Origin of the sequence: Bacillus sp. JJ1474, assembly GCF_036965225.1 — a bacterium.
Lineage (GTDB): Bacteria > Bacillota > Bacilli > Bacillales > Cytobacillaceae > Cytobacillus.
This window is the reverse complement of the sequence record NZ_JBALPC010000045.1, coordinates 34,447-54,685: the sequence shown is the minus strand read 5'-3', so window position 1 is coordinate 54,685 and position 20,239 is coordinate 34,447. Positions and strand designations below refer to the sequence as shown.

The following is a 20,239-nucleotide window of genomic DNA, read 5'->3' as shown; positions in this document are numbered from 1 at the left end:
AGGTCACAAGCCAATCCTCCCAGAAAGGAAAGGACACCTTTCCGAGAGGCTCGTCTTGTGCTTGTCGGACTTGCACAGGATGTGCTGACATCGGCGTTCGCCACAGGACGTGGCGGCCTTTAGTCGATGTTCCTTTGCAAGGCGCTTACACTTTTCTTATTTACTATCAACAATTAGTGTTACTGGTCCATCATTCGTTAGCTGAACATCCATCATGGCGCCAAATTCACCTGTCGCAACCTTTAATCCTTTTACACGAAGATTGGTATTAAAGGCTTCATATATTTTCAATGCGTGTTCAGGTCTAGCTGCTTCCATAAAATTAGGCCTGCGCCCTTTTCGACAATCTCCATATAAGGTGAATTGGGAAACCGATAAAATTTCTCCGCCTTTATCCAGTATTGATAAATTCATTTTTCCGCTTTCATCTTCAAAGACTCGTAGATTGGCAATTTTATCAGCTAAAAATTCAGCATCCTTATCATCGTCTTCATGGGTCACTCCCACTAAGAGGACAAAGCCCTTTGGAATACTCCCAACTATTTCACCGTTAACCTTAACGCTTGCTTCCTTGCTTCGTTGTACAACTACTCGCATAACAAATACTCCTTAATTCATGATCCTGCGAACTGCATAAACATCAGGAATTTGTTTAATACGTTCGACAACCTTCTGTAAATGGTTTACATTGTGAATCGCAATTGTCATATTAATTGTTGCCGCTTTATTTCGGTCAGAACGGCCTGATACAGCAGAAATATTTGTTTTTGATTCATTTACTGCCTGCAATACTTCATTAAGCAAGCCTCGCCTGTCAAAGCCAGTAATTTCGATTTCAACACTATATTCTTTCCGGTCATTTAAGTCCGTTTCCCATTCAACAGGAATAAGTCTTTCTTTTGCTTCATCATTGACGATATTCGTGCAATCAGCTCTATGAACAGAGACTCCGCGTCCTTTCGTAATAAAGCCAACAATTTCATCCCCTGGTACCGGATTACAGCAGCGGGAAAGACGGATAAGCAAATTGTCAATACCGGAAACACGGACCCCTGATTCACGCTTTTTAGTAGATGGGAATGATCTTAACTCGGAAACAGCATTTGTTATGTCAGCCTCTTGTTCCATATCACGCTTTCTACGCAGCTTTTCCGTTAAGCGATTCGCTACTTGAAGGGCCGTTACACCGTTATAGCCCACTGCTGCATACATGTCTTCCTCATTCATGAAATTAAACTTCTCGGCTACTCGTTTTATATTTTCGGCTGTAAGAATTTCTTTCAAATCGAAATCCATATTACGGATTTCTCTTTCAATTTGCTCTTTACCCTTTTCAACATTCTCATCTCTTCTTTGTTTCTTAAAGAATTGACGAATTTTGTTTTTGGCTTGTGAGGTTTGAGCTAGTTTTAGCCAATCCTTGCTTGGGCCATATGAGTGCTTGGAGGTTAAAATTTCAATAATATCGCCAGTTTTCAGCTTATAATCGAGTGTTACCATTTTCCCGTTTATTTTCGCACCAATTGTTTTATTTCCAATCTCGGAGTGAATCCGGTACGCAAAGTCAATGGGAACTGATCCTGATGGCAGTTCGATGACATCACCTTTTGGAGTAAAGACAAACACCATATCAGAAAATAAATCAATTTTTAAAGACTCCATAAATTCTTCTGCATCGTTGGAGCTGTCTTGAAATTCTAGAATTTCACGGAACCATGTTAGCTTGTCTTCAATTGACAGTCTTTCATTGACCTTTTTACCTTCCTTATACGCCCAGTGAGCAGCAATCCCGAATTCAGAGATTCGGTGCATTTCGAATGTACGAATTTGCACTTCTAACGGATCACCTTTAGGACCAATGACTGTCGTATGAAGAGATTGGTACATATTTTGCTTTGGCATCGCAATATAATCTTTAAAGCGGCCAGGCATTGGCTTCCAGCATGTGTGGATAATACCGAGGACAGCATAGCAATCCTTAATACTATTTACAACAATTCTGACAGCAAGCAAATCATAGATTTCGTTAAATTGCTTGTTTTGCAAAGCCATTTTACGATAAATGCTATAAATATGCTTAGGTCTGCCGGAAATATCTGATCGAATGGAAACTTCATTCATTCGGCTGCGCACCTCATTGATTACATCTTCAAGATATTGCTCCCGCTCAGCCCGTTTCTTCTTCATTAGGTTCACAATTCGATAATATTGCTGTGGATTTAAATATCTTAGAGCTGTGTCCTCAAGCTCCCATTTAATTTTTGAAATTCCCAGACGATGGGCAAGAGGGGCAAAAATTTCTAATGTTTCATTAGAAATACGGCGCTGTTTTTCAGCAGGCAAATGCTTAAGGGTACGCATATTATGAAGTCTATCTGCCAGCTTTATTAAGATGACACGGATATCCTGTGCCATTGCTACAAACATTTTGCGATGGTTTTCTGCTTGCTGCTCTTCTTTCGATTTATATTTAATTTTTCCAAGCTTTGTTACACCGTCAACAAGCATGGCCACTTCTTCATTAAAGGCTGCCGTAATATCAGCTAGTGTGACATCTGTATCCTCTACAACATCGTGAAGAAAACCGGCTGCAACCGTAGATGGATCCATTTCTAAGTCGGCCAAAATGCCTGCTACTTGAATGGGATGGATGATATAAGGCTCACCCGATTTTCTATATTGTTCACGATGGGCATGTCTTGCATATTCATATGCCTTCTCAACAAGCGCCACATGCTCATCATTTAAATATACTTTCGTTCTGTCGATGACTTGTTCAGCGGTCAGAACATGATCGTTCGCCATGGGATCACCTTTTATTATTAATTTTCATTTGTCGATTTGTCATTTTCCGTTTAAAACTGTCATAACAAAATTAGAATGATTGCTACTATTATCGAAAAAAAAAGCGAATATGTAAAGGGATAGCGATTATTTTCCTGAAAAATAAAAAAATTGTCGAAATCTGTAAGTTTTTAAAAGGATATATCCTCTGCTTTTTATTAAGCGTGCCGATCGTTCCATAATAAAAAGAGCGCCCCATCAGCGCTCCCATTTAAATTAATATTCCATTAAAGTAAGAATATCATATTTTCCAAGCTTATCTCGCCCTTTTAAATATGACAATTCAATTAAGAAGGCAATTCCAGCTACAATACCGCCAAGCTGTTCAACTAATTCAATGGTTGCTTCAATTGTTCCTCCAGTTGCAAGCAAATCATCTGTTATTAGTACTCTTTGTCCCGGCTTAATGGCATCTTTATGGATGGTTAGAACATCCTTCCCATATTCTAACCCGTATTCCACTTTAATCGTCTCACGAGGAAGCTTTCCTTCCTTTCTAACTGGAGCAAAGCCGACTCCTAGTGAATAAGCAACAGGGCAGCCAATAATAAATCCGCGCGCCTCTGGACCTACAACTAAATCAATTTGCTTTTTTTGTGCGTATTCAACGATTTTGTCTGTGGCATATTTATATGCCTCACCATTATCCATTAATGTCGTAATATCTTTAAATTGAATACCTGGCTTTGGCCAGTCCTGGACGATTGTAATATACTGTTTTAAGTCCATTCTTTTACTTCCTCCTCAAATTTCACAGAACCTTGGATTACTGAATCGAAAAAGCTTTTTAACTGTTGATAAGGTGAATATAGCAATTCGTTTTCGATTGTGTACTGTTTACGTCTTTGTTCATAAATAAGCGAATCTGTTAAATCACGTTTTTGTGAAGTCTCATTAATAGAAATGATTCCATTGTTTATTTTAACAAAATCTAATTCAAAAAACACTTGTGACATGAAGTCAATTGTTTCTTTGCTCCATCCTTTATGCTTTGCAATATTGTCTCGGTATTGCTGAAGGCTAATTGGACCCTTTTTCAATATTAAGGCATAGAACCATTTGAAATGATCCCTCGTTGGAAGTGTGCTAAAAAAGGCACTCTCCTCTTTATAGAAATGTGCATATACCCTTGAAGGATTTTTCCCAGAAAATAATTGGGTCAGAAATTCCTTGGAGGGTGGAAGATCCGTTAATATCACATTTTCTTGATCTATATTTAATGCCGCTGCTTCCTCATATGAACTTACTGTTACCATATTCTCATTTATATATGTTGGAAACTTTATAGCATTTTCTTTATTAAATACAATCCATTTTGATTGTTTTTTAGGGATCAAATCTATTAATTGTTCAAATCGTTTAATCCCCCTTATATCAAATAGCTGCCAGTCTTGAATAACCGCATCCTGGAGGAAAATTTGCGGCCTTCGGATATTATTCCATTCATTAATCGAAAGCTCTCCAATTACGGATATTTTAGAATATGGCGAAATATGCTCATATAATTCTCCTAGTCCGAATCCTACACCATCAAGTGTACTGCCTTCACTCTCAATTGTCATTTTCAAATGATTTTGATCCGAACCGATCTTTCTCATATTTGCAATGCTTGCATCCTTAATTAATATTTTTGGCTTCGGATTATCCATTCCAAATGGGGCGAGCATCTGCATTTCCTCTATAGAATTCAAGTGGATCTCTGACATATTTACTGTCCCATCCAACGTAGTAACTGGAATAAAGTCCTCATCTGCTAATTGTTCCTTTGCTGCTGAATTTAGCCTATTTCTAAGCTCATCGACATGACTCAGTTCCAATGTCATGCCGGCAGCCATCGGATGCCCGCCGAAATGAGGTAATATATCTCTGCATTCAGATAGGTTTCTAAATAAATCAAATCCTAATATACTGCGTGCAGAGCCTTTTGCTAAGCCCTTCTCTCTATCAAAGCTCAAACAAATGACTGGACGGTAAAATCTTTCTACTAGCTTTGAAGCGACAATTCCTATAACACCTGGATTCCAGCCTTCTTGACCGATGACAAGGACTGCATTTTCATCGATTGGATAATTTTCTTCAACCTGACGAATAGCTTTTTCAGCAATATTGCTTACTAACGCTTGTCTTTCCTTGTTCATTTGCTCTATTTCCTCAGCAATCGCTTCAGCCTCATAAATATCTTCAGTAAGCAATAAGTCAACAGCCGGGTCTGCACTATCCAATCTCCCAGCAGCATTTAATCGTGGCGCGATCAGGAATCCTACCGTTTCTTCCGTTACTGAGCCTGGTTCTACCTTGTTTTGTTTTAATAAGGCGGTTAAGCCAACATTATTAGTGGACTTAAGCTTCTTCAAGCCTCGTTTAACGATTAAACGATTCTCTCCTTTTAAGGAAACTAAATCCGCAATCGTCCCTATAGCAGCTATTTCTAGCAGATGCTCTGGCAGTTTACCGTATAGTGCATGAGCTAATTTAAAAGCAACCCCAACACCAGCTAACTCACGAAATGGATATTGGCTTCCTTCAAGTTTCGGGTGGATGATAGCCAATGCCTTTGGCAATTCTGGCCCTGGTTCATGGTGATCTGTAATAATTAAATCGAGTCCAAGCTCAGCAGCAGCAGCGGCTTCCTTTACTGCAGCTATACCCGTATCAACCGTTATTATCAGTTTGATTCCAGTTTCCGCTGCATATTGAAAGGCTGGGATATTTGGACCATAGCCTTCCGAAAATCGGTTTGGTATGTAGAATTCGACATTAGCGCCTAATTCCCGAAGAACCTTCATCATAACGGTCGTACTTGTCACACCATCTGCATCATAATCTCCGAATATTAAAATCGGTTCTTCCTTATCTATCGCCTTTTTTATCCGTGTTACGGCAATTTCCATATCAGCTAATAAAAAAGGATCATGAAATTCTTGTTTATCATCAAATAGAAAACTTTGTGCTAATTCCGGTGATTCTATTCCTCTATTTACAAGCAATGAAGCAAGGAGAGGAGTTAAATTTAATTGTTGAACGAGAAGATTTTGCTTGTCTTCATCTGATTTCCGAACAATCCAGCGAGTTTTTGATTGTAACATTTGTTCACCCCTCAACTTTTTAATTATACAAGAGGGTCCTTTGTGTTTCAATGCGTAGTCCTGAAAAAAGAAAAACAGCGAAGGACGCTGTTTAATTTTCATCATCTTCATTATAGGGATTAATATGAACAAACACATTGTGAACATTATTCATTTTTAATAGCTTTTCCTTTACTTCCTTGCCAACTCGGTGTCCCTCTTCCACTGTCATATTCGGATCAACCGAAATCTTCAAATCAATGATTACATAATGTCCATGCTCTCTTGCATGAAGCTGATTAATTTTCTTAACTTCCTTAACACTTTCCACTGCTTCTCTTAATTCCAGTGTATCCTCTTCATGCAGCACATGATCAAGTGTGTTATGAATCGACTCTTTCCCGAGCGACCACGCCATTTGGATAACCATGAGGGAAACAATCACTCCAGCAACAGGGTCCGCATATTCCAGCCAATCGATGCCAAGCTTACCGCCGATGATCGCAGCACCAATACCAGCCAATGCAGCAAAGGATGAATAAACATCTGAACGATGCTCATAGGCATTAACAATTAATGCATCACTATTCAACTCACGCCCAAGCTTGTATTTGTAGCGAAATAATGCTTCCTTTACAATAATCGAAAAAATAACTGCCGCAATAGCTATTGTTTTTGGTGCTTCTATCGGTTTAAAAAAAGCTGTTACAGATGACTTACCAATTTCAAATCCAACAAACAATAACAATACAGCAACAATAATAGCTGAGATAGATTCTGCCTTCCCATGTCCATATGGATGATCATCATCAGGCGGCTGCTTTGCTGCCTTCAAGCCTAAATAGACTGCTAATGATCCAGCAATATCCGAGGCAGAATGTACAGCATCAGCAATTAAAGCACGGCTCCCCGCATAGACGCCAATTCCCCATTTGACAATCGCAAGGACAATGTTAATCACGATGCCAAGCATGGCAGCAAATTCAGCCTTTTTAAAACGATCATCTTTATGATTCAAAATGAAACTTCCTTCCTAAAAATGAACTTATTGCTAGTTTATCCTAATTCCAATGATTATGAGCATGTTTTGAAAAAAAGAAAACCCCAGGATATCCTGGGGCTTGAATTATACTTGAGGTTCATCGCTAATTTTTCGTTTTTCTTTCACTGTTTTAATGACGCCTTTTTTCTTCAATTCTTTCCCTTTCCAAACGAGCCACAATTGGGCACATAAGAAAATGGAAGAATAAGCACCTGCAACCAATCCGATTAGTAGAGCAAAGGAGAAGTTACGGATGGATTCACTTCCGAATATTAAGATTCCTAATACAGCAATAAGTAGGGTTAAGACCGTATTAATAGATCGTCCCATCACTTGACGTAAGCTTGAATTAACAACATCCGCAAGTTCCTCAAACGTTTTAATACGCTTTTTCTTTTGCATGTTTTCGCGCATCCGGTCAAATGTAACAATTGAATCATGAAGGGAATAACCAATAACTGTTAAGACAGCCGCGATAAAGGTTAAATCAACTTCTAATCTTGTAATGCTAAAGAAAATGATGATAAAGAATGCATCATATAATAGACCAAGTATAGCTGCGATCGCCATATACATTTCGAAACGAATGGTCACATAAATCACGATACCAATAGAGGCAATCAACAAAGAAATAAACCCATTTTTTGCTAGCTCTTTTCCAACTGTTGGTGAAACTGTGCTTACATTTGGTTCTGCTCCTAATTTCTCATGGAAATGGGCTTTTAACTCAGCAATTTCATCCTTGGTAAGTACTTCTTTAAATCTTGCTACACCAATTTCTTGATTGGCTCCAGATATGACAATATCATCTGTTTCAATATTTAAATCAGCTAATTGCTCTTTTACTTCAATTTTTGTTATTGGTTTATTTGATAGAAGCTCCACACGAGTCCCTTGGGTGAAATCAATCCCTAAATTCAGGCCAAACATAACCACACAAATCAGCCCAATTCCGAGAATGGCCCCGGAAAATGTAAAATATTTTTTCCGATGTTTAACAAAATCAAAGCGATCAAACCTTGTCGGCAAATCAACTGTATCATAATTTTCTGCAATATCTTTAATATCACTTTTCTTAACACCGAACCAGCTTGGCTTTTTATTAAATAGATTGCTGTTTACCCATAGTCCAAGGAGTATTCTAGAGCCATAGACAGCGGTAATGAAGCTGACTAGGATACTAATAATCAACATCGTGGCAAACCCTTTAATGGAGCTTGTCCCATAAACAAATAAAACACCAGACACTAAGATCGTTGTAATATTGGCATCAAAAATCGTAGATAAAGAATTTTTGCCACCTGCTTGAAAAGCAGACTTAACCGTTCTCCCTACTCGTAATTCTTCTTTAATTCTTTCATACGTGATAATATTGGCATCGACTGCCATACCAACCCCAAGAATGAGGGCGGCAATACCAGGAAGCGTCAATACCGCATTCATCCAGTCAAAAATAAGGAGAATTAGATAAATATAAATCGACAGAGCCACAGTAGCAATAAATCCTGGGAATCGGTAGTAAACGATCATAAATAAGTAAATAAGCGCAATACCGATTATCCCGCCTAAAACTGTTTTGTTCAAGGCTTGCTCCCCAAATTGGGCACCAACAGATGTTGAATACACTTCTGTTAATTTAACAGGCAGAGATCCTGCATTTAATAAGTCCGCTAATGTCTTTGCTTCCTCGACGGTGAAGCTTCCAACTATCGAGACCGTATCCTGGTTAAATACTTGACTTACCGCTGGAGCAGAGATATATCCTGGCTCTGCTTTCATTGCTTCTTCTCGGAAAGTAGTACCTTCCTCAAAATCGAGCCAAATGATAAGCAGATTATTAGGTACCCCCATACTGACAATACGTTCGGTTACCTCTTTAAATTTACTTGCACTTTTCAGTTTAATTGAAACACTTGGCTTTCCATTTTCATCAAAAGTTTGCTTTGCTCCGCCCTCTGCCAAATCGGATCCATCCATCAATGGTTCATCATTTACATCACGGAATGTCAGGTTGGCTTCAGTGGAGAGAATTTCACGCGCTTGTTTCTGATCAGTCACTCCAGCAAGCTGAACACGAACTCTATTTTCCCCTTCAATTTGAATATTAGGCTCACTTACTCCTAATACGTTTACGCGTTTATTCAAAGCTTTTGCCGTACTGGCTAAAACAGTATTATCAATTTTTTGGTTTTTATCAATCGGTGATACCTCATACAGAACCTCGAATCCACCTTGAAGATCCAGTCCTAGCTTAATATTTTTCAGAATATTATTTGTTGTTGTACCCATCAAACTTCCAATCAATAATACAATCAGAAAGAAGGCAACAATGCGTCCTCGCTTAACCATTATGAAAATGTCCTCCTTAAATACAAGCCTAAAAAAGGCTCACAGCATAAAACATACATAAACAATCTATCTCATCATTTCATACCTATGATTCGACTAGAATTCCATTTATAATTATGAAACAGTTTGCAAAAGCTGTCAATTTTTCTATAGGTGAGTTATTTTAAAAGCTTGCGAAGCTCTTCCTCATCATCAAATGCAAAGTCTGCCTCTTTAAAAGCTTCGACCGTGGCATAATTGAAATACTCGCCAACCTTTACGGAAAGAACATCCTGAACAATTTCAGATATTCTCTTATTTTCATCTGCTTTCCGCCACTTTTTTCTCTTTAGAAAATTCCAGAGCTCCTGTTCAGAAACTTGACCATACCCTAATAAAGCAAACTCCTCTTGCTTACTTTTCAACGCCGGTTTCAATTCATTTCGAAGATGATCATATGTATGGCTGATTTCCATAACAGCCGCCTCCTTATTCAATTTAAAAGGAAAATAAAACTTTGCTTGTCATGCTTTGTCCACTTCCTAGCATATAGTTAATTGTATATGATAACACCTATTTTGAGAAGGCAGGGAGCCAAATGTCGAAGTTTTTAAAAGGAACGATGATTCTACTGGCAGCTGGACTTGTTACACGGGTGCTTGGGTTTATTAATCGGATTGTTATTGCAAGATTTATTGGGGAAGAAGGCGTTGGTTTATTCATGATGGCTTTCCCAACTTTAATTCTTGCTGTTACTATAACACAGCTTGGTTTACCTGTAGCTATATCCAAAAATGTGGCGGAGGCAGAGGCAAGAGGGGATAAAGCCAAAGTAAAGAAAATATTAGTTGTATCATTAGCAACCACTATTTCTCTTTCTGTCATATTTACTCCAGCATTAATTTTCTTAGCCCCTTATCTAGCTGATACGTTATTTACCGATTCACGCACATATCTTCCACTATTAGCCATTGCACCTGTTGTTCCAATTATTGCTATTTCTTCTGTTTTAAGAGGTTATTTTCAAGGCCGGCAAAATATGAAGCCTGCAGCTATTTCACAAATGCTAGAGCAGATCGTAAGAATTACATTAATTGCAGCGATGACGAAAGCGTTTCTTCCATATGGGATCGAATATGCTGCGGCCGGCGCAATGCTTGCTTCGGTAATAGGTGAATTAGCTTCACTAATCTATTTAATAACCACTTTCAAAATCAAAAAGAAATTCAAAGTCCGGAAGCATTTTTTTAAGTCTGTCAAAACAGGAAAAAGCACCTTTAAAGAATTAATGAGCATCGCCCTCCCAACTACAGGAAGCCGAATGATTGGTTCTTTGGCATGGTTTTTTGAGCCCATCGTTGTTTCTCACAGTCTTGCTATTGCGGGGGTGGCTGCCATCGCTGCAACAAAGCAGTATGGGGCGCTTACTGGCTTTGCTTTACCGTTATTAATGCTCCCATCATTTATTACTCACTCGCTGTCAACTGCTTTAGTTCCAGCCATTAGTGAAGCAAATTCAAGAAATCAGCATCATATTATTGAATACCGGCTGCAGCAGGCACTTCGCCTTACATTTTTAACAGGCGGCTTGGCTGTTGTTGTATTATTCGTACTGTCAGATGAATTGATGAAGGTTATGTATGGATCCAATAGCGGGGCTCAATTTATTAAGCTGATGGCTCCATTTATCATCTTTTATTACTATCAGGGTCCTCTTCAAGCTACCCTCCAGGCACTAAATTTAGCAAGAGCCGCTATGATCAATAGCTTAATTGGAGCCATAATCAAAACCGCGGTCATTTTTATTTTGGCTAGTCAGCCTACATTCGGAATAAACGGCGTAGCCATGGGGATTCTTGTTGGATTCGTGCTTGTCACACTGCTGCACTTCGCAACTGTGTTAAAAGCCATTTCTTTTACATTTTATGTACGCGACTACTTGAAAACCTTTTTGGTCATGGCGCTTTCAGCATGGGTAGGATTTTGGCTGCTTCAGAATTTAAACTCACAGTTTTCTCTCACCATTCAAGTACTGATCATTACATTCATCATCACGATAGTTTATTTAATTTTTACTCTCTTGCTTGGACTTGTAAAAAAGGATGAAGTCAGCCGTATACCTTGGATTGGCAAACCATTTTCAAGATTTGTCTTTAAATAAAAGTAAGAGACCGCACAGTGTCCCTTACTTTTTTTCATCCTTTAAATCGATATAAAACTGACCATTTTCAAAGCTGCAAAAGGAGATTTTCTGTATTTCGGTGTATCCCCTTTTTCTAAGCTGCTGGCGGAGCCAAAAATTTGTTTGGTTAATGCTTTCTAGACCTGATTCCTGAATGATTCCATCTAAAATTAACGGAACTGTCAAATTTCCTGTTTTCTTTTTTTCCTTTTTTAATACAGATAATTCACCTGTCGTTTCCAATATGGCAAATTCTACATCGGTAATATTTCGTATATCCTTCCCTCTTAATTGCAGAAGCAAATCATCAAAGTTATAACGATGCTTTTTCATGGCTGCCTCATCGATCTTACCTTTATTAATTATAATGGTTGGCTTCCCATCAACAAGATCACGAAACTTTTTGCTCTTTAAGGTCAAAAAGCCGAGCGTGATTTGGATAACCATTAACACTAACATAGGGAGAACATTTGGTAAGAGCGGGGACGTTGGGTTTTCTATAGCCAATACGGCCATTTCAGCCAACATGATCGTTACTACGAAATCTATCATACTTAGCTGTCCAAGTTCCTTTTTACCCATGATTCTAAAAACTGCCAATATTAGGGTGTACAAAATAATGGTCCGCAATATGATCATGGAATAATCATGCACTTTTCATTCCCCCTTTAGTGACATTCTCTTTTATTATGGGCAAAAAAAACATATTCATGTGATATATTAGTTCCAATTTGAGCAAATGCAATTCCTTAACTAAGAATTCGATTCTATTTTTTCTTTGTGTGAATATGCTTGTACTAGCAGTATTCTTGTACCAATCTGCGATCTAAATAAAAAAGAAGGGAGAGGGGCAATATAGAAGAATCAAGAAATATCAGCGGTGCTATTCTTTATGGGATTATTGCAGTTTTTGTGCTAGCCTTGATCAGCAGCTTAATATTTTCACTATTATTAAGATTCACTTCTCTACAGGAGTCATCCTTACAATTTGTCATTACTGCAATCTCCTTCATTTCGTTATTTATTGGCGGCTTCATTTCGGGTGGCAAGGGAAAACAAAAGGGATGGCTTCTTGGTGGGTTAACAGGGCTTGTTTATTCTATTATTATTTTTCTTTATCAATACTTAGGAGTAGACAGTCTATTTGATACAGAGCAAATTATTTATCATACATGTTATATGCTGACAGCGATGATGGGCGGCATATTGGGTGTTAATATGTCGAATAAGACAACGAGAAATGCGTAGAAAAGCGCAAGCGCCTTGTTCACCCCCGACAAGCACAAGACGAGCCTCCCGGAAAGGTGTACTTTGCCTTTCTGGGAGGATTGGCTTGTGACCTCGAGGGGGTAGGCGCTGGAGCTAGACATATAATAAAAAAAGAAGCGGAATCTAATAATCCCGCTTCTTTTCTCATTAAGATTTTGCTAGCATATCTCCGCCAGCAGCTGACTCTGTTACTTCGCGAATCGCAGCACGATCGTATGTAAGACGGCTACCATCACCACATTTAATGACTACTTTTCCTTCATCAATAGCATCGACAAAGCCATGTAGACCCCCGATTGTAACAATCTTATCTCCCTTTTTCAGGCCGCCCTGCATTGTTTGAACCGCCTTTTGGCGCTTCTGCTGCGGACGAATAAGCAAGAAATAAAATAGAACAAACATTAACAATAGTGGTCCAATTGTACCTAACATTTCCATTTACTTTCCCTCCTTCCATATAAAAAGATTTTCCTCAAAAAGTCAGGGTTTGTCCATCTTTTTGAATATGCAAATTAGAAATTTTTCGCATTAGGCTTATTAAAACCGTATTTTTCGAAAAACTCTTCTCTAAAGTCACCAAGTCGGTCTTCTCTGATCGCTTGTCTGACCCCTTCCATCAATTTTAGCAGAAAATATAGATTATGGTAAGTCGTAAGTCGAATTCCGAAAGTTTCATCACAACGAATTAAATGCCGGATATAGGCACGGCTGTAATTTCGGCAAGTATAGCAATCACAATGCTCATCAATTGGACCAAAATCTCTGGCATATTTTGCATTCTTTACAACTAATCGGCCTTCGCTTGTCATTAAAGTACCATTTCTTGCGATTCTAGTCGGCAACACGCAATCAAACATGTCTACGCCGCGAATGGCTCCATCAATTAATGAGTCAGGTGATCCAACCCCCATTAAGTATCTTGGTTTATCAGATGGGAGTAATGGAGTTGTAAATTCAAGCACACGGTTCATAATATCTTTTGGTTCACCTACTGATAATCCACCGATAGCATAGCCAGGGAAATCAAGTGAAACTAAGTCCTTTGCACTTTGTTTCCGTAATTCTTCATATTCGCCACCTTGAACAATACCGAAAAGACCTTGGTCACTTGGCCTTTTATGCGCCTGTAAACAGCGCTCAGCCCACCTGGAAGTTCGTTCCACTGACTTCTTCATATATTCGAAAGTAGCCGGGAATGGCGGACATTCATCAAAAGCCATCATAATATCGGAGCCCAACGAGTTTTGAATCTCCATCGCTTTTTCCGGTGATAAAAAGAGCTTATCTCCATTTAAGTGATTGCGAAAATGGACCCCTTCCTCTTCAATCTTACGGAATTCGCTTAAGCTAAATACTTGGAAGCCTCCCGAGTCGGTTAAGATGGCACGGTCCCAGTTCATAAATTTATGCAGACCGCCCGCTTCCTCAACGATCTCCTGCCCCGGGCGTAGCCATAGGTGGTATGTATTACTTAGGATAATACCTGCTCCCATTTCCTTTAAATCTTCAGGGGACATTGTCTTGACGGTTGCAAGCGTACCGACAGGCATGAACACAGGGGTTTCAAAGGAGCCATGCGGCGTATGAACTCGTCCAAGACGAGCCCCCGTTTGTTTACATGTTTTAATTAATTCATAGCGAATTGCTGTCAATTCAGTTTTCTCCTTCCATGATTAAACCATTTTTTCAGTGAAACTTTTTTCATAAAATTAGCATGGCATCCCCAAAGCTGAAGAATCGATATTTTTCCTCCACCGCTTTATGATATGCATGCAATACATTTTCTCTGCCTGCTAGAGCACTAACTAGCATGATAAGCGTGGATTTAGGCAAATGAAAGTTTGTGATCATCCCATCAATACCTTTAAATTCATAGCCAGGATAAATAAATATATCTGTCCAGCCGCTTGCCTCTTCAAACCGGCCATCATGTTTTGAAGCAATTGTTTCTAGTGTTCTTGTAGAAGTTGTCCCGACCGTAATAATTCTGCCGCCGCTTTCACGAACCTTATTTAAAAGATTAGCCGTCCCCTCTGTTACTTGATAAAACTCTGCATGCATATCATGCTCATCAATTTCCTCTACACTAACAGGCCTGAATGTACCAAGACCAACATGGAGAGTAATAAAAGCAATATGTACACCGATTTTTTTTATTTCCTCTAACAATTCCTCTGTAAAATGGAGTCCTGCCGTAGGTGCAGCTGCAGAGCCTCTTTCACGTGCAAAAACAGTCTGATACCGTTCTCGATCCTCTAATTGCTCCTTTATGTATGGCGGAAGAGGCATCTCCCCTAATTGATCGAGCACCTCATAAAAAATGCCTTCATAATGAAATTCAAGGGTTCTTCCTCCATGATCTGAGCTTCCAACACAAACAGCGGAAAGCAGTCCATTTCCAAATTCAATCCTTGTCCCCTCTTTTATCCGTTTCGCTGGCTTTACAAGCGTTTCCCAAACATCCCCATCCTGCTGTTTCAATAGGAGCACCTCAATTTTTGCACCGGTGCCTTCTTTTTCACCTAAAAGTCTTGCTGGCAGCACCTTTGTATCATTTAAGACAAGGCAGTCCCCAGCTTTTAGGTAATCTTTCAAATGTTTGAATGTATCATGTGTGATTGCACCTGTCGTTTTATCAAGCACCATTAATCTGCTGCTAGTCCTCTCGGTAAGAGGAGTCTGTGCAATAAGTTCCTCAGGTAAATGAAAATCAAATAAGTCTACTTTCATGCTGACACCAACTTTAATATTATTCTGCTTTTCTCCATTCATACAGAAAGGATGGATTAATCTTCAGGCACCTCTATTTGTAAATGCCTGTATACCAAATCTGTCACGATCCGTCCTCGCGGTGTCCGCTGTAGAAACCCAATTTGCAATAAGTATGGTTCATAAACATCTTCAATAGTAAGTGATTCCTCACCGATTGTTGCGGCAATGGTTTCTAATCCGACAGGGCCTCCACGGAACTTTTCAATGATCCCTCTTAATAATTTATGGTCAATATGATCAAGACCTAAACGGTCTACCTGAAGAAGCTCCAAGGCTTCATTTGCTTGGGCCTCATCAATTATGCCGTTCCCTTTAACTTGGGCAAAATCTCTCACTCTTCTTAACAGCCTATTGGCAATTCGCGGAGTCCCTCTGGACCTTCTAGCAATTTCGGCTGCGGCCAGAGGATCAATCTCTGTATCTAATACTTCCGCTGTCCTAGTCACAATCTCCTGAAGCTGGAATTCATTATAGTATTCCAATCTGCTAAGTACTCCGAATCGATCCCGTAAAGGCGCTGATAAAGAACCGGCCCTTGTTGTAGCTCCCACTAGAGTAAATGGGGGGAGGTCTAGCCTAACGGATCTCGCACTAGGGCCCTTTCCAATGACAATATCTAGACAGAAGTCTTCCATTGCTGGATATAAAACCTCTTCAATTGTCCTTGGTAAGCGGTGAATTTCGTCAATAAACAACACATCCCCAGGCTCTAGTGCTGTAAGAATGGCTGCAAGATCTCCTGGCCTCTCTATAGCAGGTCCAGCTGTCGTGCGGATATTCACACCCATTTCATTAGCAATAATGGCTGCCAAGGTCGTTTTCCCAAGGCCAGGCGGACCGTAAAGTAAAACATGGTCAAGGGTTTCATGTCGGAGCTTAGCCGCTTTAATAAATATCTCCAAGTTTTCCTTTACCTTATCCTGACCGATATATTGTTTTAAATTCTGGGGACGTAAGCTTTGTTCAAATGAGAGATCCTGCAGATCAGCCTCACTAGATATTATACGTTCTTCCATATCATCACCACAATTTCACTTAGTAATAACTAAGCCATTATTTTAACAGCCTTTGCAGCGCTTTTTTTATGTACTGGTCTGTTGTTAATTTTTCTTTTTTTAATGCCGGAGATATTTTGTTAATCTCCTTTTCCGAATATCCAAGTGCCTTTAATGCAAGGATTGCCTCCTCAAACTCTTGGCTATGCTCGTTCATTTGAGGATGTAATTTATCCTGTGAAAATAAATCTGGAAAAAAGTCCGGTACAATATTTTGCAATTTCCCTTTAAGATCCAGGATCATTTGTCTCGCTGTTTTTTTACCGACTCCCGGGAATTTCACAAGGAATGCTTCATCCTCATTTTCAATCGCCTGAACCACTTGTTCCGGTTCCCCAGATGCCAGAATGGCCAATGCACCCTTCGGTCCAATTCCAGTAACATCTAATAGTTTAATAAACAGCGTTTTCTCTTCTCTCGAATGAAAACCGTATAAGGCTATGACATCCTGTCTCACATGGTGGTAAGTGAATACCTTAGCCTCTTGTCCTAAATCCTTTGAAAAGCTAAATGGATTTGGAGTAGAGATTTGGTAGCCTATACCGTTATTCTCGATGACAACAAATTCGGGCCCAATATAGTCAACCCGCCCTTTAATAAATTCATACAATGCCTTTTCGCTCCTCTATTTTGCTGTACATCATTGTATCATACTTTACATATATTCGTAGAAAAAATAGCAGTAAAAAACCAAGGCTGGTATGTAAATAATCATCACAAAAAAACAGTGACAGCCACTGTAATTGTAGTAGCTGTCACTGTTTTTTAATTCGCTTGTTTTTCTACTTTGGAGTAAGACTTAAATGTCTCCAGCACTTCAACAAACTGTTCCTTTGTTTTTATTGGGATTCCTTTTTTTAATTCCTCACACTTTTTACTTTCAAGTTGGCCTAAGTCAATCTGAAAAAAGGACTGGATTATATTTGACTTATACGGCCTTCCGTTAAAGATCGTTAAAACCCCTTTATCTGTAATGCCAAAATAACCGTTCGCTTTCAGTAATGGGGATATGTCATCCATATATTTACGGAAGATCATTTTCTCTTCTTCCATATCTATAAGCTGCCATTCATCATATTTCGCCCAAAATTCTTCCATGGACCAGATTGTTTCCGTAAGAAGTTCCTGGCTTAACTCTCCATCCATATACATACGCTCTAAAACGACCGTTATATGCAGTGGTTCCTCAAAAGTTGTAACCTTGTTATTCCCCATATTCCCCTGTGAAGCATTTCCCTCTGCTAATCCATTGATAGGGGAAAACTGAATCAAAAGTAGAATAGCAAAGCAAAGGGCTATGGACCATTTGGTTCTCATTATTGATCACCTCGTTATTGAATACGGTGCTTTTAAATTTTGTTTCATATCATTAACTATTGTGACCATATTTTTCTTCCTTATCCGGTTATATTTTACAAATTAATTAATAAACAGTGAATCATTCAAAAAAGTAATTGAGCAAATAACAAAATATTTAAACTATGATTAGCATGAAAGAAGTTCTATAATGAGGAAAAGTTATATTTACTTAGGGGGATCATGTATTTTGTTAAGCCGAGAAATTCCTTTGAGGGAAAAAAGCATAGTTATTATTGGATTTATGGGAGTTGGCAAAACAACTATAGGAAATTTGGTTGCTGAAAAGCTAGGCCGGAAATTTATTGATACAGATGTTGAAATAGAAAAAGAATTTCAAATGCCCATATCCCAAGTTTTTAGTCAGCTAGGTGAGAAGCAGTTTAGGGAGAAGGAAAAAGCACTCATTATTAAATTGAGCCAAGAAAAATCTCATATTTTATCTCTTGGCGGAGGAGCTTTTCTTCAGAAAGAAATTAGAGAGGCCTGTTTAGCGAATTGTATTGTTATTTATATTCACTTGCCTTGGGAAAGCTGGAAGGAAAGAATTCCTTTAATTATTGATAGCCGTCCTGTGCTGCAAGGAAAATCTTTGAATGAAATTCAAGAGCTTTTTCAAATAAGACAGGAAATTTATTCTCATCACCATCATAAGTTTGAAACAGAAAATCTAGAAGCGGAAGAAGTTTCCGACCAGATTGTAAAAACATTACTCTTGAACAAGCAAATAACAGTTAAGAATATTGTAATTGGCGATGGGCCTCCGAAAATATGTGTCCCTATTATTGGGGAGACAATAAGTCAAATAAAGGAAGAGGCAACGTATTTAAAAACAATTGATGCAGATTTAGTAGAATGGCGGGCCGACTTTTTCGAGAATGTTGAGGATATTGACCAAGTTAAAATGGCTTTGGGAATGATCCACAAGGAATTATCTTCCACGCCTATTATTTTCACTTTTAGAAGTGCAAGGGAAGGCGGCGAAAAAGACATCAGCCTTGCCTATTATGCGGAATTAAATAAAGCAGTTATCAATACAGGTTTAGTGGATATTGTGGATGTAGAATTATTTAGTGATGAGGTTATTATTAGAGAGGTTGTAAATACCGCACACACCAATCATGTTTTTGTCATCATTTCCAATCACGACTTTGAAAAAACGCCTCCAAAAGATGAAATAATTAGACGTCTCCGTAAGGCGCAAGAGCTTGGCGGCGATCTTCCCAAAATTGCTGTCATGCCTACAACTGCATCAGATGTCTTAACACTATTAGAAGCCACACTTACAATGTATGATCATTATGCTGATCGCCCGATTATTACGATGTCGATGGCAGAAAAAGGGGTAATAAGCCGTTTATCAGGAGGAATTTTTGGTTCAAGCATAACATTCGGTTCTGCGAAAAAAGCATCTGCACCAGGACAAATAGCTGCTACAGAGCTACGCAGAGTATTAACCATTCTCCACAAATAAGTAAAGTTAGGAGCAAAGCATAACTTTGCTCCTTATGTTTCTGTACTTGTTGCAGCGTTTTATCAAAAACCTGTCCAAATCCGTTAAATTTACCGTTTTTTCAGCGAATTAAAGATGTTTTGAGTGTCTAAATTAATCTGATCCCTTGGGCCGCCTTCCCGCAAGTCATTATCAATCACCTTTATACGATTAAAGGTCGATGAATCTGTGACAATATGGGCAGTTTTTCCATTTAAGTAAGGACTAACTGCTTGTTGGATTTTTGTGATCGTTTCTTGTTTTCGATCATTATCAGCAAGATTGACAGCGATTAGGACATCATTTCCATTTACAAGTGATTCAACGTCCCTCACATTATTTACACGGGCAGCCTGATTAATTTGATTGATGAAATTTCCATCGTAGCCTTCATAATAAGAGGATCGCGGCTTACGTTCATTAAAGCCTAGATGCCCATGGTAATTGGCATCATTCCGGCTGAAACCGTCATTTTGCAGTCGCTGGTAATTTCGGTCCCCATTATTAATCGTATTATCCATCATTTCAGTAACGGGTCCATCATTATCCACTCCATCAAGAATACGGGCATTCCCTCCGCCATTTCGCTGATTATCACTTGAATAATAGCCTATAGGCTGAACATTTTTATTGTTTCGGTCTTGGACAGCTGTTTCATTATCATTTAGCCCGCATCCAGCTAATCCTATCGACATAATTGCTGCAACTGGCAGTGCAAATAGCTTTTTATTCAAGCGAAATACCCCCTCGCAAAGTAAAAGCATGAGCTAATGCTCATTAATAGGGTGGCAGGTTAGACTCGCTTTCATTCTGTCTAGTTACGACCAAATAACA

Annotated in this window: 18 protein-coding genes and 1 pseudogene; 4 read left to right on the top strand and 15 right to left on the bottom strand. The window is 38.9% G+C overall.

The features are described from left to right. Positions 1-156 precede the first annotated feature (156 nt). The 7 genes from dtd to V7164_RS07160 all read right to left on the bottom strand — a co-directional run bounded on the left by dtd (position 157) and on the right by V7164_RS07160 (position 9,755). Entirely contained in the window at positions 157-597 is a 441-nt protein-coding gene (gene dtd, locus V7164_RS07190; protein WP_335345537.1) for a D-aminoacyl-tRNA deacylase, read from the bottom strand. Between the two features lie 12 nt (positions 598-609). After that, positions 610-2,805: a RelA/SpoT family protein gene (locus V7164_RS07185; protein ID WP_335345538.1), complete on the bottom strand. Its 2,196-nt coding sequence runs from the start codon at positions 2,803-2,805 to the stop codon at positions 610-612. Positions 2,806-3,060: 255 nt separating this feature from the next. After that, positions 3,061-3,573: an adenine phosphoribosyltransferase gene (locus tag V7164_RS07180; RefSeq protein ID WP_335345539.1), complete on the bottom strand. Its 513-nt coding sequence runs from the start codon at positions 3,571-3,573 to the stop codon at positions 3,061-3,063. Beyond that, positions 3,564-5,930 carry a single-stranded-DNA-specific exonuclease RecJ gene (gene recJ, locus V7164_RS07175; protein WP_335345540.1) on the bottom strand — a complete coding sequence of 789 codons (2,367 nt, stop codon included), beginning with the start codon at positions 5,928-5,930 and terminating at the stop codon, positions 3,564-3,566. Before recJ ends, V7164_RS07180 begins: the two co-directional genes overlap by 10 nt. Positions 5,931-6,021: 91 nt before the next feature. Further along, positions 6,022-6,882, bottom strand: coding sequence for a cation diffusion facilitator family transporter (locus V7164_RS07170; RefSeq protein ID WP_335345560.1), 861 nt, complete (start codon positions 6,880-6,882; stop codon positions 6,022-6,024). A gap of 153 nt (positions 6,883-7,035) precedes the next feature. Further along, positions 7,036-9,300: a protein translocase subunit SecDF gene (gene secDF, locus V7164_RS07165; protein WP_335345541.1), complete on the bottom strand. Its 2,265-nt coding sequence runs from the start codon at positions 9,298-9,300 to the stop codon at positions 7,036-7,038. A gap of 158 nt (positions 9,301-9,458) precedes the next feature. After that, positions 9,459-9,755 (bottom strand): post-transcriptional regulator, encoded by a 297-nt coding sequence (locus V7164_RS07160; protein ID WP_335345542.1) that lies wholly within the window; start codon positions 9,753-9,755, stop codon positions 9,459-9,461. 122 nt (positions 9,756-9,877) lie between these two features. Here V7164_RS07160 and spoVB point away from each other — a divergent pair, with 122 nt between their 5' ends. Then, the gene (spoVB, locus tag V7164_RS07155; protein WP_335345543.1) at positions 9,878-11,440 is read left to right on the top strand and encodes a stage V sporulation protein B; all 1,563 of its coding nucleotides are present in this window, start codon (positions 9,878-9,880) and stop codon (positions 11,438-11,440) included. A gap of 24 nt (positions 11,441-11,464) precedes the next feature. Here spoVB and V7164_RS07150 read toward each other — a convergent pair whose 3' ends face one another. Then, entirely contained in the window at positions 11,465-12,115 is a 651-nt protein-coding gene (locus tag V7164_RS07150) for a DUF421 domain-containing protein (RefSeq protein ID WP_335345544.1), read from the bottom strand. 201 nt (positions 12,116-12,316) lie between these two features. Here V7164_RS07150 and V7164_RS07145 point away from each other — a divergent pair, with 201 nt between their 5' ends. After that, positions 12,317-12,709: a TIGR04086 family membrane protein gene (locus tag V7164_RS07145; RefSeq protein WP_335345561.1), complete on the top strand. Its 393-nt coding sequence runs from the start codon at positions 12,317-12,319 to the stop codon at positions 12,707-12,709. A gap of 168 nt (positions 12,710-12,877) precedes the next feature. Here the strand turns inward: V7164_RS07145 and yajC are convergent, their stop codons facing one another. The 6 genes from yajC to V7164_RS07115 form a co-directional block, all read right to left on the bottom strand. After that, positions 12,878-13,168 (bottom strand): preprotein translocase subunit YajC, encoded by a 291-nt coding sequence (gene yajC, locus V7164_RS07140; protein WP_335345545.1) that lies wholly within the window; start codon positions 13,166-13,168, stop codon positions 12,878-12,880. A gap of 74 nt (positions 13,169-13,242) precedes the next feature. Then, positions 13,243-14,382, bottom strand: a complete 1,140-nt coding sequence (gene tgt, locus V7164_RS07135) for a tRNA guanosine(34) transglycosylase Tgt (RefSeq protein WP_335345546.1) — start codon at positions 14,380-14,382, stop codon at positions 13,243-13,245. 49 nt (positions 14,383-14,431) lie between these two features. Next, entirely contained in the window at positions 14,432-15,460 is a 1,029-nt protein-coding gene (gene queA / locus V7164_RS07130) for a tRNA preQ1(34) S-adenosylmethionine ribosyltransferase-isomerase QueA (protein WP_335353767.1), read from the bottom strand. A 56-nt stretch (positions 15,461-15,516) separates the two neighbouring features. Beyond that, entirely contained in the window at positions 15,517-16,518 is a 1,002-nt protein-coding gene (gene ruvB, locus V7164_RS07125; RefSeq protein WP_335353766.1) for a Holliday junction branch migration DNA helicase RuvB, read from the bottom strand. Positions 16,519-16,555: 37 nt separating this feature from the next. Beyond that, positions 16,556-17,167, bottom strand: coding sequence for a Holliday junction branch migration protein RuvA (gene ruvA, locus V7164_RS07120; protein ID WP_335345549.1), 612 nt, complete (start codon positions 17,165-17,167; stop codon positions 16,556-16,558). Positions 17,168-17,322: 155 nt separating this feature from the next. Beyond that, positions 17,323-17,874 carry an intercompartmental signaling factor BofC gene (locus V7164_RS07115; RefSeq protein ID WP_335353765.1) on the bottom strand — a complete coding sequence of 184 codons (552 nt, stop codon included), beginning with the start codon at positions 17,872-17,874 and terminating at the stop codon, positions 17,323-17,325. Positions 17,875-18,064: 190 nt separating this feature from the next. On the opposite strand from V7164_RS07115, the pseudogene V7164_RS07110 reads away from it, so the two are divergent. Together V7164_RS07110 and aroD are read left to right on the top strand one after the other, a co-directional pair. Beyond that, a pseudogene (locus V7164_RS07110) lies at positions 18,065-18,613 on the top strand (shikimate kinase); the annotation flags it as partial. Between the two features lie 15 nt (positions 18,614-18,628). Next, the gene (gene aroD / locus V7164_RS07105) at positions 18,629-19,387 is read left to right on the top strand and encodes a type I 3-dehydroquinate dehydratase (RefSeq protein WP_335353768.1); all 759 of its coding nucleotides are present in this window, start codon (positions 18,629-18,631) and stop codon (positions 19,385-19,387) included. Between the two features lie 89 nt (positions 19,388-19,476). Here the strand turns inward: aroD and V7164_RS07100 are convergent, their stop codons facing one another. Further along, on the bottom strand, positions 19,477-20,139 hold the full coding sequence (locus V7164_RS07100) for a YhcN/YlaJ family sporulation lipoprotein (protein WP_335353764.1): 663 nt from the start codon (positions 20,137-20,139) through the stop codon (positions 19,477-19,479). Positions 20,140-20,239: the final 100 nt, after the last annotated feature.

Coding starts and splice junctions, on each gene's coding strand:
- dtd (WP_335345537.1), bottom strand. CDS start 597: ATGCGAGTAGTTGTACAACGAAGCAAGGAAGCAAGCGTTAAGGTTAAC.
- V7164_RS07185 (WP_335345538.1), bottom strand. CDS start 2,805: ATGGCGAACGATCATGTTCTGACCGCTGAACAAGTCATCGACAGAACG.
- V7164_RS07180 (WP_335345539.1), bottom strand. CDS start 3,573: ATGGACTTAAAACAGTATATTACAATCGTCCAGGACTGGCCAAAGCCA.
- recJ (WP_335345540.1), bottom strand. CDS start 5,930: ATGTTACAATCAAAAACTCGCTGGATTGTTCGGAAATCAGATGAAGAC.
- V7164_RS07170 (WP_335345560.1), bottom strand. CDS start 6,882: ATGCTTGGCATCGTGATTAACATTGTCCTTGCGATTGTCAAATGGGGA.
- secDF (WP_335345541.1), bottom strand. CDS start 9,300: ATGGTTAAGCGAGGACGCATTGTTGCCTTCTTTCTGATTGTATTATTG.
- V7164_RS07160 (WP_335345542.1), bottom strand. CDS start 9,755: ATGGAAATCAGCCATACATATGATCATCTTCGAAATGAATTGAAACCG.
- spoVB (WP_335345543.1), top strand. CDS start 9,878: ATGTCGAAGTTTTTAAAAGGAACGATGATTCTACTGGCAGCTGGACTT.
- yajC (WP_335345545.1), bottom strand. CDS start 13,168: ATGGAAATGTTAGGTACAATTGGACCACTATTGTTAATGTTTGTTCTA.
- queA (WP_335353767.1), bottom strand. CDS start 15,460: ATGAAAGTAGACTTATTTGATTTTCATTTACCTGAGGAACTTATTGCA.
- ruvB (WP_335353766.1), bottom strand. CDS start 16,518: ATGGAAGAACGTATAATATCTAGTGAGGCTGATCTGCAGGATCTCTCA.
- V7164_RS07115 (WP_335353765.1), bottom strand. CDS start 17,874: ATGAGAACCAAATGGTCCATAGCCCTTTGCTTTGCTATTCTACTTTTG.